At 38.0% G+C, this 18556-nt stretch carries 8 protein-coding genes; all 8 read left to right on the top strand.

Going from position 1 to position 18556, the window contains the following annotated elements:
* The first annotated feature begins 146 nt into the window (after positions 1–146).
* The 8 genes from DCO46_RS03610 (at position 147) to DCO46_RS03575 (ending at position 18421) form a co-directional block, all read left to right on the top strand.
* Positions 147–2312, top strand: a complete 2166-nt coding sequence (locus DCO46_RS03610; RefSeq protein WP_116751213.1) for a TIM-barrel domain-containing protein — start codon at positions 147–149, stop codon at positions 2310–2312.
* Between the two features lie 59 nt (positions 2313–2371).
* On the top strand, positions 2372–3352 hold the full coding sequence (locus DCO46_RS03605) for a glycoside hydrolase family 43 protein (RefSeq protein WP_116751212.1): 981 nt from the start codon (positions 2372–2374) through the stop codon (positions 3350–3352).
* Between the two features lie 761 nt (positions 3353–4113).
* Positions 4114–7236, top strand: a complete 3123-nt coding sequence (locus DCO46_RS03600; protein ID WP_116751248.1) for a SusC/RagA family TonB-linked outer membrane protein — start codon at positions 4114–4116, stop codon at positions 7234–7236.
* Between the two features lie 18 nt (positions 7237–7254).
* Positions 7255–9147, top strand: coding sequence for a RagB/SusD family nutrient uptake outer membrane protein (locus DCO46_RS03595; protein WP_116751211.1), 1893 nt, complete (start codon positions 7255–7257; stop codon positions 9145–9147).
* Between the two features lie 17 nt (positions 9148–9164).
* Positions 9165–10328, top strand: coding sequence for a SusE domain-containing protein (locus DCO46_RS03590; RefSeq protein WP_116751210.1), 1164 nt, complete (start codon positions 9165–9167; stop codon positions 10326–10328).
* 278 nt (positions 10329–10606) lie between these two features.
* Positions 10607–12916 carry an RICIN domain-containing protein gene (locus DCO46_RS03585; protein WP_116751209.1) on the top strand — a complete coding sequence of 770 codons (2310 nt, stop codon included), beginning with the start codon at positions 10607–10609 and terminating at the stop codon, positions 12914–12916.
* 19 nt (positions 12917–12935) lie between these two features.
* Positions 12936–15074, top strand: coding sequence for an RICIN domain-containing protein (locus DCO46_RS03580; protein ID WP_165828823.1), 2139 nt, complete (start codon positions 12936–12938; stop codon positions 15072–15074).
* A gap of 101 nt (positions 15075–15175) precedes the next feature.
* Positions 15176–18421, top strand: a complete 3246-nt coding sequence (locus DCO46_RS03575) for a TIM-barrel domain-containing protein (RefSeq protein ID WP_116751207.1) — start codon at positions 15176–15178, stop codon at positions 18419–18421.
* Positions 18422–18556 lie beyond the last annotated feature (135 nt).

Below are 18556 nucleotides of genomic sequence, written 5' to 3'. Positions count from 1 at the left end.
ACATATTTATTATCATAAGCATTTTAATAGCTTATCATAAATTCACTTACCATAAAAAATATTGAAATTTTTCAATATTTTTTATAATTATACTAAAACGTTTTAGTAGATTTGTAATCGCACTTTACTAACCATAAACCATAACCATGAACTTGAAAACCTTATTGTCGTTCATTTTTATTTCAATTGGAATAATAACATCCAGCGCTCAGGAAGTCCCATTACTTAAAACCTCATTGGTAGGCGACAGAATTGTGGAGTTTATTCCAAAAGGCTTTGATAAAAACAAAACACCATCCTTAATACTTTCCTCAGAACCAAAATCGAAAGCAAAGGCACCGTCAGACTGGTCGTTAATTCCGGAATTTGCCTTCAAAAACAATAAGGCAAGCGCTGTTCTGAACCTAAAAGGAGATATCAGTTTGTACGGAGGAGGAGAAGTTACAGGACCGCTTCTGCGTAACGGACAATCTATCAAATTATGGAACACGGATACAGGGGCTTACAGTGTTGAAGGTGGAAAAAGATTGTACCAGACCCACCCGTGGGTGATGGGGGTTCGCCCTGATGGTTCTGCTTTTGGGATTATCTTTGACAGTACCTGGAAAGCCGAACTGATCACCAACTCAGATCAGATTATTTATAACTCTGAAGGCGCTTTGTTCAGAGTGTATATTATCGATAGAAAATCACCTCAGGAAGTCATAAAAGGACTTTCGGAACTAACAGGTACCATAAAATTACCGCCACGCTGGGCATTAGGATACCACCAGTGCCGATTCTCTTATGCCAGCGAAAAACGTGTAATGGAAATTGCAGATACCTTTAGGGAAAAGAAAATCCCGTGCGACGTGATCTGGATGGATATTGACTATATGCAGGGGTACAGAGTGTTTACTTTTGACAGTATCCGATTTCCAAACCCGAAAGTATTAAACGACAATTTGCATAAAAAAGGCTTTCGTGCCGTTTATATGATTGATCCGGGTGTAAAAGTAGACAAGGATTATGGCGTTTATCAATCCGGTTCAAAAAGTGATGTATGGGTAAAACAAAACAATGGAGAAGAATACCACGGTAAAGTCTGGCCGGGAGATTGTGTTTTTCCTGATTTTACAGATTCTAAAACCAGAAACTGGTGGGCAGGACTTTATAAAGATTTTTTAAACACAGGAATTGATGGTGTCTGGAACGACATGAACGAACCTGCTGTAAACGATAATGATTTTCCGGAGGACAAACGTCTTGGGACTATGCCGTATGATACCCCTCACAAAGGAGGCGGAAATTTACCACAAGGTTCACACTTACTTTACCACAATGCGTACGGTCGGTTAATGGTTGAGGCCTCTTATGAGGGGATTTTAAAAACAAACCCAGCCAAGCGTCCTTTTCTTCTTACGAGATCAAATTTATTAGGAGGTCAGCGTTATGCAGCAACCTGGACAGGTGATAATTATGCAGGCTGGGATCATTTAAAACTTTCAGTACCCATGTCACTGACATTAGGATTATCAGGTCAGCCTTTTAGCGGACCGGATATAGGAGGTTTCCTTGGAGATACAAGCGGCGATTTATGGGCAAACTGGTTAGGCTTTGGAGCTTTTATGCCTTTTGCACGCGGACATGCCTGTGCAGGAACAAATGATAAAGAGCCTTGGGCTTATGGCGCAGAAATCGAAAAAACATCAAGAATAGCTTTAGAGAGACGTTACCGTTTACTACCGTATTTATACACTCTTTTTTATGAGTCTTCTAAAACCGGACTTCCGGTAATGGCTCCGGTATTTTTTGCAGATCCTAAAGATTCACGCCTTAGAAATGAAGAACAGGCATTTTTGCTTGGAGAAAACCTTTTGGTCGTTCCGGCATTTGCCAAAGATCCGATACTTCCTTCCGGAATATGGGAAGAATTAAATTTGACAGAAGGTGAAAAACAGGATAAGTATCAGGCAAAACTGAGTATAAAAGGCGGAAGCATTATCCCTGCGGGTAAAATTATACAGAATGCAGGAGAAAATTCTTTTGATCCTTTAAGTCTTTTTGTTTGTCTTGATAAAGAGGGTAAGTCAAAAGGAGAATTATACCTTGATGCCGGGGATGGTTTTGGATTTCAGAAAGGGGATTATGCCCTGATCACTTTTACTGCAGAAAAAAAGGATAATTCCGTTATCGTAAAAGTTTCTGATGTAAAAGGTAAAAGAAATATCAGCACGGAAGTAAAAGAAATAAATGTAAATTTAATTCTTGACGGTAAAACATATACAGGTTCCGGAACGCTTAAAGATGGAATTACGATTGTTTTAAAGTAATTAAAAATGAAAGTAAATGCCGAGCCCGTAAATACATGGTCAAACTAAATGATTTTCCTATGAAACAAGTTTTAATTTTTCTGCTTATTAGTTTCTGTTCAAAGGCCGTTGCACAAACGGATTCTGGTCAGACAAAAAATAATAACCCCATATTCAAAGGCTGGTACGCCGACCCCGAAGGAATTATTTTTGATAAGACTTTTTGGGTGTATCCCACATTTTCCGCACCGTATGAGAAACAGGTTTTTCTGGATGCTTTTTCCTCAAAAGATTTGACACACTGGACAAAACACGAAAGAATTCTGGATACTTCGGCCATAAAATGGGCAAAAAAAGCGATCTGGGCACCTTCAATCATTAAAAATAAAAACAAATATTTCTTGTTTTTTGGTGCAAATGATATTCAAAGCGATAATGAATTGGGAGGAATTGGTGTTGCAGTCGCCTCCAAACCCGAAGGACCTTACAAAGATCATTTAGGAAAACCACTGGTTGATAAATTTTATAATGGTGCACAGCCTATTGATCAGTTTGTTTTTAAGGATAAAGATGGACAGCATTATTTGATTTACGGAGGATGGAGACATTGCAATATAGCGAAGTTAAAACCTGACTTCAAAGGCTTTATTCCTTTTGAAGATAAAACCGTTTTCAAAGAAATTACTCCCGAGAATTATGTTGAGGGGCCTTTTATGTTTATTAAAAATAACAAATATTACTTTATGTGGTCCGAAGGAGGCTGGACAGGCCCTGATTATTGCGTTGCTTATGCGATTGCAGATTCTCCGATGGGACCTTTTAAAAGAATTGGTAAAATCTTAGAGCAGGATCATAAAATTGCAAACGGGGCAGGTCATCATTCGGTTATAAAAATGCCTGATTCCGATACCTACTTTATTGTTTACCACAGAAGGCCACTTAGCGAAACAGATGGAAACTCAAGGGAAACCTGTATAGAAGAAATGCATTTTGATGAAAACGGTTTTATAAAACCTGTTGTTATCACCAAAGAAGGAGTAAAATCGCATTTGATAAAATAAAAAAAGATAGCCACAGAACGTTAATTAGTGTTTGTTTTTATATTGTTTAGTAATAATAAGGTCTCGCTTACAAATGGCAGTTTTTGTGCCTTTTCAAAGTGAGACCTTTTTTTTACAGTCAAAATATAATCCCTGATTCAGTAAAGCGGGCTTTAATCTCTTCTAACAGATTTGTTCTATACGATCATACCGGAATGACACAATACGATTTTTTCTAAAACGGCTCTATTATTTCCTTATTAAAATGACTTCTTTTTTAAGGTCAGCGCAATAAATGCCTTTTTAAATAAATGATTTATAATTTATAAGAATGAATCACGGTTTCATTATCGAAAAAGCCATAGAAAATCAATAAAAATAACCGGTATTAATGTTTACAATAATTATGATTCAGGCTCGTGATTAAATAAGTTTTGATTTGGTTTCTATAAAGCAAGTGTTTTCTGTTATATTGCTTACTTACAGTGTTTTCCGTGGCTCTATGAACGATTTCAACATAATTTTGAAACAAAATGAGATTAAGAATATGTTATCATTACCCTAATTTGGTCAGAAATTAAAAGGGAATTTTTGAGATGTAAATTATTATATCAATAAAAAACAACATGATTTTTTATCATGTATTAAAAAATAAGAGTTTTAAATCATGTAATCGCATTTATGATAAATTCTTAATTATTGAGACAGATAACGAAATTTCAGAATTCATTTTTAATTAGAAAAACTAACTAACCAAAAAAACTAACCAAATGGAAATTAAAATGACTTGGAAAACATCCAATCATTTGAGCTTATTTACCTGGAGTAAATTAAAGTTCAGGACTGGATTTATTTGTTTACTGTTCCTAATGCTCTGTGCAGGCCAAAATTATGCACAAAACGCTAACTCACAAAACGCCGTAAAAATAACGGGAAATGTAGTTGATTCAAAAGGTTTGTCACTACCCAGTGCCACTGTAATTGAGAAAGGCACAAAAAACGCAGTGAACACAGACTTTGACGGAAGTTTTACAATTACGGTATCTTCACCCCAGGCGATACTTGTATTTCGGTTTATCGGAATGAAAGAGGTCGAAAAACCTATAAACAACAATAAAAAAATTACGGTAACGATGGTTGAAGAAACCAGCGATCTTCAGACCGTTGTAGTGGTTGGTTTTGGTACTCAGAAAAAAGCATCGGTTGTTGGTGCTATCAGTACCATAAAGCCTTCGTTGTTACAGGTTGGTACAGCCCGTACATTAGGAAACAACCTGGCAGGTCAGATTACAGGTATAATGGCCGTGCAGCGTTCGGGTGAACCGGGTTATGACCAGTCGGATATCAAGATTCGTGGAATTTCTACCTTTAAAGGAGGAACAAATCCGCTTGTACTGGTAGATGGAATTGAAAGAAACCTAAACGACCTTGATCCTTCAGAAATTGAATCTTTCTCTGTTTTAAAAGATGCGGCGGCCAGTGCTGTATATGGAGTAAGAGGTGCAAACGGGGTTATTCTGATCAATACCAAAAGAGGTTTTGTTGGTGCACCAAGAATACAGGTGAGAACGGAATATTCCATTCAGGAGCCTACTAAGTTACCGGAATTTATTGGTGCTGCACCTTACATGAAACTTCTGAATCAGCTGGCTGCCGAAAAAGGTATACCGGAACTATATTCACAAGATCGTATTTCAAAAACAGCCAGTAATTATGATCCGGATCTGTATCCTGACGTAAACTGGGTAGATGCCATAACCAAAGATTATGCTTTTACGTCAAGATCTAACCTGAATGTTGCCGGTGGATCGGAAATTTTGAGATATGCCCTTACTGCTTCCTACTATAGTGAAAAAGGTATTATGGCTACAGATCCAAAACAAACATACGATTCAGAAACAAGGTTAAACAGAGCTAACGTTCGTACAAACGTAGATGTAAACGTATCAAAAACTACTTTATTGAGAGTAAATATTGGAGGTTTTTTGCAAAATCTTAATAAAGGAAACAGCAGTACTGATGACTTATTTAATAAAGCTTTTGAAACAACTCCTTTTGTACATCCCGCCATATACTCAGACGGAACTATTCCAAGAGTTTTTGCACGTGAAAATCCATGGGCGATGAGCACGCAGCAGGGATATTACAAACAAGGAGGCAGCAAAATCGAAAGTCTGGTATCATTAGAACAGGATCTAAAAGATATTACACCCGGTTTAAAAGCCAAATTCACGTACTCGTTTGATTCCTATTCTGAAAACAAAGTGATACGCGGAAAATCACCTGATTATTATAACGTAGCGACACAAAGGGATCTGGACGGAAGCTTAATACACGGAACTGTTCAGGCATACGGACAGGAATATCTGGGATATAAAACTGAAGCCGGATTTGGAAACAGACGTATTTACCTTGAAGCGAATACTACTTATAATCGTGCTTTCGGAAAACATGATTTTAGCGGTTTGTTTTTATATAATCAGGACAGCTACCAGGATGACAGGCCTCCGCAGGCATTTAAACATCAGGGAATTGCCGGAAGAACCTCTTATACATTTGACAGAAAATATATTGGGGAATTTAACTTTGGATACAACGGATCTGAAAATTTCGCAAAAGGAAACCGATACGGATTTTTCCCTTCTGTAGCTATGGGCTGGATCGCCTCCGAAGAAAAATTTATGGAGCCTCTTAAAGATGTTTTCAATAAAATCAAATTTCGCGGTTCTTATGGTTTAGTCGGAAATGATAACATTGGAGCAAACAGAAGATTTGCCTACCTGACAACCATTAGTGATAATAATGATTCAGATTATACTTTCGGTACAGGGAATGGGGTAAAATTTGAAGGAATTGAAGAAGGTGAAATTGGGGTAACCAATCTGACCTGGGAAAAAGTAGCCAAATTAGATTTTGGTCTGGAATTAGGATTATGGAATATGATTGACCTGACAGTAGATGTATTTCAGGAAAAAAGGAAAGATATCTTTATTTCAAGAAATACTGTTCCGACTCAGGCAGGATTTATCAACGCGCCTTATGCCAATTATGGAAAAATGGAAAATAAAGGTATTGAGGTGGCATTTAATTTAAACAAACAGGTAACTCCTGATTTCTTTATGAGCTGGCGTGCCAATTTCACTTTTGTTGAAAATAAAGTGACAGAAAGAGATGAACCGGACAGTGTAAAAGGAACATACCGTTCCGGAACAGGTATTCAAAATAATACATTATGGGGTTATACCGCAAAAGGGCTATATACCAATGAAGACTTTTCTGCACCGGGTGTATTGGCTCCGGGACTGCCTGTACCAACATTTGGAACAGCATTACGTCCGGGAGATATTAAATATGAAGACAGAAATAATGACGGAATCATAAGCGGATTAGACGAAGGGTTTATAGGCGGTACAACGGATCCTCAGATTGTATACGGTTTTGGAACTAATTTGAAATACAAACAATTTGATTTGAGCTTTTTCTTTCAGGGAGTAGCAAAATCAGAACGAATGATTGGAGGGGCTAATTTTATCCCTGGAAGCGGTACAGGTACTTTAGGAAATATTTACACTAATTACGAAGACCGCTGGACAGAACAAAATCCAAGTCAGGATGTTTTCTACCCAAGACTGAGCTATGGTCCTAATCTTAATAATTCTGTTGCATCAACGTGGTGGAAAAAAGACATGAGTTTTGGCCGTTTAAAGACAATGGAAGTAGGATACTCATTTGATAAAAAGGTACTGGAAAGATTTTATATGCAAGGGTTAAGAATTTATGTCAGTGGAAATAACTTGTGGTATGCTTCTAAATTTAAACTATGGGATCCGGAATTGGATACCGGAAATGGTTTAAGATACCCATCAACAAGATCAATTCTTTTCGGATTATCAATAGGACTATAATTTTAAAAATCTATTAAAATGAAAAATATATACATTAGAGCGATATTCCTTTTTTTAGGATTATTATTATCGTCATCCTGTTCTGATTATTTAGATAAAGAGAGCGATACCGAACTTACTTTGGATGGTGTTTTTGAGAGTAAAACAAAAACTGAAAACTGGCTGGCAAGCTGCTACTCAAGAATTCCGGACCCTACCTGGGGATACACCCGCAGTCTGGGACAGGAAATTTTAGCAGACGATATGACTCCGTCAGAAAGATGGCGCCAGTATGACTGGCAGGTTATACCATTTGCCCTTGGCGACTGGTCGGTAGGTTCTCCATGGAGCCCAAGTTACTGGAATGGACTTCCGCAAAGAATAAGAGAATGCAACATACTTATACAGAACATTAAGCCAATACCGGAACAAAATTTAACAGAAAATGAAGTTAGGTTAATGATTGCGGAGTGTCGTTTTCTAAAAGCCTACTATTACACATTACTGATAAATACATACGGTCCGGTTCCTTTTAACCCGGATGAAATTACACCCGTAGACTATAACCTTCCGGACTTACAGGTTGGCCAGACGCCTTATGATGATATTGTAAAGTGGATTGATAAAGAATTGAAAGAAGCAGAACTGGTTTTACCTGCATCGTATTCTGATGGAAGAAAATTTGGACGTGCCACCTCTATAATGTGTAAAGCTGTCAGAGCAAGAATGCTTCTTTTTGCAGCAAGCCCGCTTGTTAATGGAAATTCAGAATATGCAAGTCATATTACTAAAGACGGAAAAGTGTTATTTAATTCTACATATGATGCCAATAAATGGAAAATTGCTGCAGATGCCAGTAAAGATTTAATTCTAAGTGCAGAAGCGGCAGGTCATAAACTATATACTGAAATGAATGCTGCCGGAAAAATTGATCCTTTTTTATCCTGCCAAAACCTGCATCTTATAGAAGCCAGCAAAGGAAACGGAGAAGTACTTTTTGCCCGTGTGGCGGTTGAATCAAAAGAATATGACAGACATACAGCACCAACTGGTGCCGGAGGTGCCGGAGGATATGGTGTAACGCAATCATTGGTAGATGCTTTCTTTACAGCGAATGGTTTACCAATAACCGATTCCAATTCCGGATATGTAGAAACAGGTTTCTCTAATCAGGATGGATACTGGCCTAATGGGGTAACAAAATTTAATGAAGTAAAAAGCCCGGGACTGGTTACGCTGGCAGGTACGTATAATATGTATTGCAATCGTGAACCAAGATTCTACCTGGCAGTTAATTTTGACGGTGCATGGTATACGGATGGAGACAATGCCGGAAAAGATAAAGGAAGAAAACTGGAATTCTTTAACGGTAAAAAAGATAATAATGGTACACACGATGCACCACAGAATGGCTATTTAGCCAGAAAAAGAACAGATCCAACCAGAAATCCTATTATCGATTATTTTGCACCGCGTCACGGTATTTTATACAGATTGGGAGAAGCTTACCTGAACTATGCAGAAGCACTGAACGAATCAGATCCCAACAATCCTGATATCTTGCTTTATCTTAATAAAATCAGAACAAGAGCAGGTGTAAGAACCTATACAACAGGAGGAACAGACGATCAGAATATACATGTAGACAGTGATCAGGCGAGTATCAGAAAGATAATCAGAATGGAAAGACGAGTGGAACTTTGTACGGAAGGTATCCGTTATGATGATTTAAGAAGATGGAAACTGGCCGAAACTGTTTTGAATGGTCCTGTTTACGGAATGAATTTTAACGGTAAAGACGCCTCCGAATTCTACAAAAGAACAGCTTATCAGACAAGAGTATACAGAAAGTCTTTTTATTGGTTCCCGATATTTCTGGCAGAGATTGAAAAGAATCCTAATTTAATCCAGGCACCTTTCTGGGACAAATAATTAAAATCAGAAAAAAAATGAAAAATATAAAAAATATTATCTCATTTATAATAATGAGTTTGGTTCTTGTCTCTTGTGAAGACAAAGGACTTGAAAATGTGGACTGGCTTAAGGATCCCAATTTCCCGAATCCGTTAACTATAAATCTTTCAAAAAAGGAAGTTGTACTGGTAAAAGATAATGACGACGTAAATGCGATAACCTTTACCTGGACACAAGCCAATGACAGAGGAGAAGGAACGAGCCTGACTTATTTTTTTCGTATGGATATCCAGGGAAAAAATTTCAGCGAAGGCCTTCCTCCTGAAGAAATTACAGCAGTTACAGAAGAAGTTCCGGCAGGGGTATTTACAAAATCCTATACTGTAGGAGAGTTGAATTCTTTATTGCTGAAAAAATTCAAACGTCCCGGAGGTGTTGTTACGGATCTTGAGGTACAAATAATTGCAAGAGTAAACAATAGTGTACAGTTTCAGAAACCGGAAGTATCTACCTCAAGTTTTGCTGTTACAAGTTTCAGCCCCGGACCATTGCCGCTTTTTATGGTTGGAGATGCGATAAGTGGTAGTTGGGATTATACTACAGGAAAAAGTTTACCAGAAAAAACAGAAAGAACAATTTATAATTTTATTGGAAATTTTTCAGTTGGTGAATTCAAGGTGATCAGAAACCCGGGCAGCGAACTGCCTTCTTACGATCCTGCTCCTGAAAATAAAATTGTTTATAACCAAACTGAGCCAAGAACAGCTGATAATGTTTTCAAAGTAACCAAAGCAGGACGCCATTACTTCTATATGGATATAGAACAAAAAACCTATGCTTTAGGATATTTTCCTTACGACAAACTTGCTTTGGTTGGAAAATCAGTAGATGGCAGGGAATGGGATAAAGACAATCCTAAACAAATGACCTGGGATAGAACAAATGTTGAAGTGTTTACCTGTAAAGTAAAACTTGGACCTGGCGAAATAAAAATCTTTGTTAACAATCCCGACTGGAATGGCGAATTTTTAATGCCAGTAGTAGCAGGTACGCCAATTAATGGAAGTGCCAGTGACGACACAAGAGTGAAGTATGTTGCAAATGGTCATCCGGATGATAAATGGCTTATTACCGCTGAGGGTGATTATGAAGTTACCGTTAATACAGCAAAAATGACTATTGTGTTCAAAAAACTGTAATGATTAAAAAAAAGAAAACAAAACTTTTCAGTCCATACAAGACTGAAGGGTTTTGGATTCTTTTTTAATTTTTTCAGTCAGACATACTATTACCTACACATTTTTTACATTCTTATCTAAATACAAAATTTTATATACACTTTTTTTATTGATTATCTACAGGCCAAATTAGGATTAAAACAATGGGTAAAGAGATATTGCTAATACACTACTTCGCTTTAGTGTATTTACTTTTTTAAATAAAATAATATTTAAAGTGAAACAAAAAATACTAGTATATGAAAAGTAGGAACATATTTGGAGTGATGCTCTTTTTGATCATGGGAGCCAGTACATTTGCACAAACCGCTGATCAACGGGCAGAAAATCTACAGAACGGTACCAATACCATTTATATGTCTGCGGATAAAAGTTATTACAAGCACAACAGTGCCTCAGATAACGATCCTTACGGGTATGGTTACTGGATACAGGCACATACGCTGGAAACACTGGCAGATGCTTATCAAAGAACCCGCAATTCGGTTTATAAAGACAGAATGAAAAGCATCATTGCAGGAATCAGAAAATACAATTCCTATGGTGCAGGAACATACCATAATGATTTTTATGATGATCTGGAATGGCTTTGCCTGGCAAGTTTCAACTGTTACAATGCTACCAAAGATCCTGAGTTTTTAGATGCGGTACACCAAATGTGGACAGAAATCAAAACGGGTTATTCTAATGGCTCAATGTCATGGAAAAAAGGCTGCACAACTCCTTGTAAAAACTCGATAGCAAACAGTCCCGCAATTGTGATTGCAGTTAAGTTATATCAGTTGGAAGGAGATAACACCAACCTTCAGATGGCAAAAGATATTCATACCTGGATGAAAGCAAATGTCCTGAATGCTCAGGGCGGTATCTGGGATTCTCCGACAAATTTTGATCCCGACTGGCAATTTTCGTATAACTCCGGCATGTTCATCGCTGCTTGTTTAGAACTTTATCTGGTAACGGGAACGCAATCGTATATGGATGATGGAGTAAAGGCTGCAGAGTTTATGATGAATTACAGGAATTATAACGGTGGTGTATTTTTTCTCAATGAAAACGGGCAGGGAGATGGCGGATTGTTTAAAGGAATTTTTGCAAAATGGCTGATAGAGTTTGTCCGTCTGGGAAATTTAACACAAACACAAAAAGACCGGTATTTAAGCGTAATAAATTATACAGGAAATTATGTATGGGCCAAAGCGGTTAATAAATCTAACTTTTTAATTAATGCAGATTGGAATTCACTTCCCAATGGTACAATTGATTTATCAACTCAAACGACAGGCCTTCATTTATTTGAATCAGCAGCCAGTTTAAACAAAGTACATGTCTATCAGAATATTAATTATTCGGGATTTTATTCGCAGCTTTCAATAGGAAACTATACATTGGCACAGCTTCAGGCAAGAGGCGTTTCGGATAATGATATTACTTCGCTGTCCGTTCCTTCCGGTTATGTGGTAACCGTTTATGAAAATGATAATTTTACAGGAACTTCAAAAACATTTACGGCAAACTCCGCCTGGCTTGCAGACTGGAATGATAAAATTTCTTCCATAAAAATAACAGATACCAACACTTCTTTGGTCAATGTATATCAGGATGTCACGTTTGGAGGATATACAGCAGGTCTGAATATGGGAGATTACACCCTGGCACAACTTCAGGCAAAAGGAATTTTGGACAATGATATTACCTCATTAAAAATCACTGAAGGCTATAAAGTAATAGTCTATGATGGGGATAATTTTAGCGGTGCTTCAAAAGAATTTACAGCCACTGCTGACTGGACCGGAGACTGGAATGACAGAACCACGTCATTACGCATTCGGCCGAACGGAACTCCCAATTTAGGGAATATAACCTATTACCTGCAAAACCGCCACAGCGGCTTATATATGGACGTTTGGGCATCCAGCACTGTTGATGGCGGTAATATCGCACAAGGGAATTATACCGGAGCCAGTAATCAAAAATTCAAATTTATTGATGTGGGTGACGGAGCTTATCAAATTCAGGCAGTCAACAGCGGAAAATCAGTAGATATTGCAGGAGTCAGCACAGACAACGGAGCCAATGTACATCAGTGGGCGTATGTAGGCGGAGCTAACCAGCAGTTTATGGCCGTATCGACAGGTGACGGTTATTACAAACTGATCGCCAAACACAGCGGAAAACTGGTTGAGGTAGCCGGTTTTAGTACCGTAAGCGGTGGAAACGTCCAACAGTGGCAAAACGAAAACCAGGCCAGCGGACAATGGAAACTGATTTCGACAGGAACAGCCAAATTAGCAAAATCAGATGTAAAAACCCAGGATGATATTGATGCATCAGCGATAGACATCTATCCGAATCCGGTCGAAAGCACATTATTTTTCACTTCTCCAATGACAGGAACGCATGTGAGCATTTTTTCTTCTACAGGAAGTTCCGTTTCACAACAAAATGTAACTGATAATTTAAATGTTTCAGGTTTAGCATCCGGAATCTATTTTATAGTCTTTGAAAAGGATGGAGAAAAAATTACAAAACGATTTATTAAAAAATAAGATCAAAAAACTACCAATTATGATACAAATAAAACTACATAATTATAATCTGATTGATAAATTAAAACTGCGTTTTGTCTTAGTTTTAATGTTTGTAAGTTTTGCCGGTTCTTTACAGGCACAGACGAGTGGTAATCCTTTGTTTACAGGAGCTGACCCGGAAATTCATTACTTCAACAATAAATATTATATCTATACCACTGCCATTTACGGTACACAGTTTCATGCCTATTCCTCAACTGATTTGACCAACTGGCATGATGAAGGTCTTATTTTTGACCTTTTCCCGGATAGCCCGTGGGCACAATACAATGGCTGGGCTCCGGCTGTGGTGTTTCGAAACAATAAATATTATTTCTATTATACTGCCGAAACCAAAATAGGCTTGGCAGTGGGTAATACACCTATTGGCCCTTTTACAGATATTGGGGCACCGCTTATTGCAACAGATCCTTACACCGATGATATTATTGACGCCAATGTCTTTATTGACGATGACGGACAAGCATATATTTATTATGGAGGATCAGGAAAAAGCAGAATGGTAGTTCGTAAATTAAACGCAGATATGGTTTCTTTAGCCACTGGCCCTACGGATATTACACCCCAAAATTATACCGAAGGGCCTTATATGGTAAAACGAAAAGGAGTGTACTACATGACCTATTCTAACGGAGCATGGTATAATGATACTTATAATGTGCAGTACTCAACATCCAATTCCCCTATGGGACCCTGGACTTACAGAGGCAAAATATTGAGTTCTAATATAGAAGACAAAGGCCCCGGACATCATGGTGTATTAAAAATGGGAAATTGTGATGAATACTACATCGTTTACCATCGTTACGAAAATGGTACATCAGGAGACAGGAAAATTGCCATTGACAGAATGTATTTTAATTCGAATGATTTGATTGAACCTGTTAATATGACCAATTATGGTGTGGCACCCAGAATACCGGATCAATCCTGTCCGACGCAAAGCATTGTTTCGGGAGGTATTTATAAGTTAACGCACAAAGGAACCAATCAATGCCTGGATGTTTTTAATAACAGTAATCAGCCGGGAGCAAACGTACAGCAAAGTACAGATAACGGCAGTGATGCACAACGCTGGGTGGTTACACTCGAAGCAGATGGTTTTTATAAACTGACGCACAAAGGAACAAATCAGTGTCTGGATGTTTTTCAGAACAGCAGTGTTCAGGGAGCAAATGTACAGCAATCAACAGACAGCGGTAACAATGCACAACGCTGGAAAATCGAAATCATGTCAGACGGCTATGCTAAGCTGACTCACAAGGGAACTAATCAATGCCTGGATGTGGATAACAACAGCAGTCAGTCTGGTGCGAATGTACAGCAATGGACAGATAATCCCAACGCTAATAATGATGCCCAAAGATGGAAACTGGATCTGATTGAAGTTCCAATTGTTTCCGGTGGAATTTACAGGCTGACACATAAAGGAACAAACCAAAGCCTTGACGTGAGCGATGGAAGTATCCAACAGGGAGCAAATGTACAGCAATATACCAGCAATGAAACTGACGCTCAGCGCTGGGTTATTACAAAAGAATCGGATGGCTTTTATAAATTGACACACAGGGGAACCAATCAGTGTCTGGATGTAGATAACAACAGCAGTCAGCCGGGAGCTAATGTACAGCAATGGACCGATTTGGGTACAGATGCGCAACGCTGGAAAATTGAACTGATGAGTGACGGTTATTTTAAGCTGACCCATAAAAACACGAATCTGTGTCTTGACGTTGTAAATAACCTTGCAGAACCGGGAACCAATGTACATCAGTGGACTGATAATAACAACGATGCGCAACGCTGGAAACTGGACTTGCTAAAACCAGTAACAACTTTAGGAACAGCCCAGTTTTCGAAGCCTTCAGTACAAAATCAGAACCTGACTGCAGCAGAGGCAGTAAATGTGTATCCTAATCCGGTAAAAAACACGCTTTTTTTTAGTTCTGAAATGAAAGGAATCAGCGTTCATGTTTTTTCTGAAACTGGAAGTCTGGTTTCCCAACAAATCATAAAAGAAAACAGTATAGATGTTTCAGCTTTGGCAACCGGAATTTATTTTGCTGTTTTTGAAAAGGACGGAACAAAAACGACAAAACGATTTATTAAAAAATAAAACCCGGAATAAGTACTAAATATTTCAAATCATCTCATTAAAATGATAGCTTTATGAAATGATTTGAAATATTTATTTAAGATTAATTTTTAAAATAAAATATGAAAACAAAACAATTTTTAGTTACAATTTTTTGTCTCGCATCCGCAGCTTTATCGGCTCAGGAATATAAACCTGAAGCCAATCCGCAGGCAGTTGTAGTTTCAGGAAATGCAAGATTTACAGTACTTTCTCCACGTGTAATCCGTATGGAATGGAGCTCAGATGGTAAGTTTACGGACAATGCTTCGCTGACATTTGTAAACCGAAACCTTCCGGTGCCGTCTTTTACCAAAAAAGAAAGTAACGGTGTACTGCAAATTGTAACCAATGTCGTAAAACTGAAGTACAAAACAGGTTCAGGCAACTTTAACGACAAAAATTTAAGTGTAGATTTTATGGTAAATGGTAAACCTGTTTCATGGAAACCAGGTTTGGCCAATACTAAAAACTTATTGGGAACAACCCGTACTTTAGACGGTGTTGACGGTCCCGCAAAGGAACTGGAAAAAGGAATCATTTCACGTGATGGCTGGTATCTGATAGACGACAGCGAACGCCCGCTTTTTGATAATTCAGAGTGGCCGTGGGTTATGGCGCGTCCGGGAGAGAAACCGCAGGATTTATATCTTTTTGCCTATGATTCGGATTATAAAACAGCTTTGAAAGACTACACCGATATTGCAGGTAAAATAGCCATGCCGCCACGATTTGCCTTTGGTGCATGGTGGTCGCGATACAGAGAATACTCTGATACTGAATTTCGTGACCTGGTGAGCGAATTCAAAATGCATGATGTGCCTCTGGATGTATTTGTAATCGATATGGACTGGCACGTAAAATCATTGCCTGAATTTTTCAAAAACGGACAAAGACAAAGAGACCAGGCCGGAGAAGATTCGGGATGGACCGGTTTTACATGGAATAAAAATTTATTTCCTTCTCCTGAAAAATTCTTAAAATGGACGAATGAACAACACCTTAAAACCTGTTTAAACCTTCATCCGGCGTCAGGAATTCAGCCTTTTGAAGAAGTGTATCCCGAAATGGCAAAAGCTATGGGAATTGATCCGGCTTCAAAGAAATATGTTCCTTTTGATATTACCGATAAAAAATTTGCAACCAATTATATGAATCTGGTATTGCGTCCTATTGAAAATGCGGGCGTAGATTTTTGGTGGCTGGACTGGCAGCAATGGGGAAGTACCAATATTCCCGGAGTTAATCCAACGATTTACTTAAATTATGTGCATTACAGCGATATGGAACGTCAAAACAAGGTACGTCCACTAATCTTTCACCGTTGGGGCGGACTTGGAAATCACAGATATCAGATTGGATTTTCGGGAGACACACATGTTTCCTGGGAATCATTAAATTATCAGCCTTATTTTACGGCTACGGCAGCCAATGTAGGATTTGGATATTGGAGTCACGATATCGGCGGACACCAGGGCGATGCGGGTACGGCAGAATTGTATACCAGATGGATTCAGTGGGGCGTTTTTAGTCCAATATTCAGAACACACGCTACTGCAGCACCACAACACGAAAGACGTATTTGGGCTTATCCACTGGATAATTTCCTGATCATGAGAGAAGCTTATCAGATGAGGTATTCTCTGGTGCCGTATTTATATAATGAAGCAAGAAATACCTATGAAACAGGAGTTTCTACCGTTCACCCCATGTATTACGATTATCCAAAAGAAGAGAACTCGTATGCTATTCCAAACCAATACATGTTTGGCCGTGATATGATCGTGAATCCGATTACAAAACCAATCGGTAAAGGAAATGTTTTCGTATCACAGGAAACCTGGCTGCCTGAAGGTAAATGGTACGAAACCAGTACCGGAAGCATCATAAAAGGCGGTAAAAAAATTACGATGCCTTTTACTTTGGGTGATATTCCGGTTTTTGTAAAAGAAGGTGCAATTATTCCGATGCAGTCAAAAGTGGAAAGAACAGATGAAAAACCATTAAATCCGCTAATTCTTGCTTTTTATCCGGGCAAAAAAGGAATCCTGAAACTGTATGAAGATGAAGGGAACAATAATAATTTCAAGAAAAATGCTTTTACCAACACAACGGTAACTTCAGAACAAACAGGCAATAAAACCAGTATTGTGATAGGAGCTGTAGAAGGATCATTTCCCGGAATGTTAACTTCAAGAGGTTATGAACTACGTTTTCCATGTTCATTTCCTCCAACAACCGTGTCGGTAAACGGACAAAATATTCCATACAGTGAAGAGCCTAAAGCAGGAAGCTGGTCCTATGCCGGAAACGATTTTGAAACACGTGTGTATTTACCTGAATTTTCTACGAATACAAAAGTTTCTGTTGAGGTACAATTCCCGGATTACGATCAACAATTGCTTTCAGGTAAAAAAGGGCAAATTAAATACATGAAAAATTTCGAAGCATTTCGTTTGTTAAACGATTGGAATGACGGATTATACAGTCCTTTCGAAATAATGTCACTTTCTCAGTTTGGCCAAAACCTGGAGTATAACATTACAGATATTAAGAAAGAAATTGATGGTTTTTCTAATCGTTGGAACAGTGCGCTCTTAACCATTCAATCCATCAGCGAAGCCAACAAGGCATACAAACCATATTATGAATTACTTAAAATGTATGGAAAAATTGCCGAAAGACCTGAATTTGCAAACACACCGGAATTAGAATCTGATACAAAAGCAAAAGTTGAATTTATTCAAAAAGGAACCGATAAAATATATTATACCACAGACGGTTCTGTTCCGACACGCAATTCACAACTGTACACAAAAGCATTTGAAGTTGCAGTCCCGGTGCGTGTAAATGCGATTGCGGTTCCGGCAGGCGAGGGGTCTAACAGTTCTGTTATTTCAAAAATATTTTATAATAAAAAAACAGGCCTGAATTACAGTTTGTACAAAGGGAAATGGAGTAAAATGCCGGATTTCAGTACACTTACTGCAGTTGATAAAGGATATGCTCCTGATTTTGACCTGAACAAAATTAAACATGATTCCAATAATTATGGTTTGGTCTATAATGGATTCATAAACATCCCAGAAGACGGAAAATATACTTTTTATATTTCTTCTGATGACGGAAGTAAACTTTATATAAACGACCAATTGCTTATTGACAATGACGGATTACACGGCTTCAATGAAAAAAGTTCTGAAATAACTTTAAAGAAAGGACTGCTGCCAATTCGTTTAGAATATTTTCAGGAAAGTTACGGCGAAGGTTTGTCAGTTGAATTTTCATCAGATAAAATTGCCAAAACAAGTCTTTTTCCTTCCATTTAAATAAAAATTAATTAAAAGCTGTTGATTAGCAGCTATATAAAAAAAGGATGAACAATACTGTTCATCCTTTTTTCGTTGAATTAATTATAACATTGCCAATGCTTTCAGCCATTGGAGAGAAAAGCAAGAAAAAAA

It is taken from the genome of Flavobacterium sp. HTF (assembly GCF_003105115.1).
Lineage (GTDB): Bacteria > Bacteroidota > Bacteroidia > Flavobacteriales > Flavobacteriaceae > Flavobacterium.
The sequence above is the reverse complement of the archived record's forward strand: the minus strand, read 5'-3'. Positions and strand labels throughout refer to the sequence as shown.

Excerpts from the sequence above, each read along its gene's own strand:
- DCO46_RS03610 (WP_116751213.1), top strand. The coding sequence starts at position 147 with ATGAACTTGAAAACCTTATTGTCGTTCATTTTTATTTCAATTGGAATA.
- DCO46_RS03605 (WP_116751212.1), top strand. The coding sequence starts at position 2,372 with ATGAAACAAGTTTTAATTTTTCTGCTTATTAGTTTCTGTTCAAAGGCC.
- DCO46_RS03600 (WP_116751248.1), top strand. The coding sequence starts at position 4,114 with ATGACTTGGAAAACATCCAATCATTTGAGCTTATTTACCTGGAGTAAA.
- DCO46_RS03595 (WP_116751211.1), top strand. The coding sequence starts at position 7,255 with ATGAAAAATATATACATTAGAGCGATATTCCTTTTTTTAGGATTATTA.
- DCO46_RS03590 (WP_116751210.1), top strand. The coding sequence starts at position 9,165 with ATGAAAAATATAAAAAATATTATCTCATTTATAATAATGAGTTTGGTT.
- DCO46_RS03585 (WP_116751209.1), top strand. The coding sequence starts at position 10,607 with ATGAAAAGTAGGAACATATTTGGAGTGATGCTCTTTTTGATCATGGGA.
- DCO46_RS03580 (WP_165828823.1), top strand. The coding sequence starts at position 12,936 with ATGATACAAATAAAACTACATAATTATAATCTGATTGATAAATTAAAA.
- DCO46_RS03575 (WP_116751207.1), top strand. The coding sequence starts at position 15,176 with ATGAAAACAAAACAATTTTTAGTTACAATTTTTTGTCTCGCATCCGCA.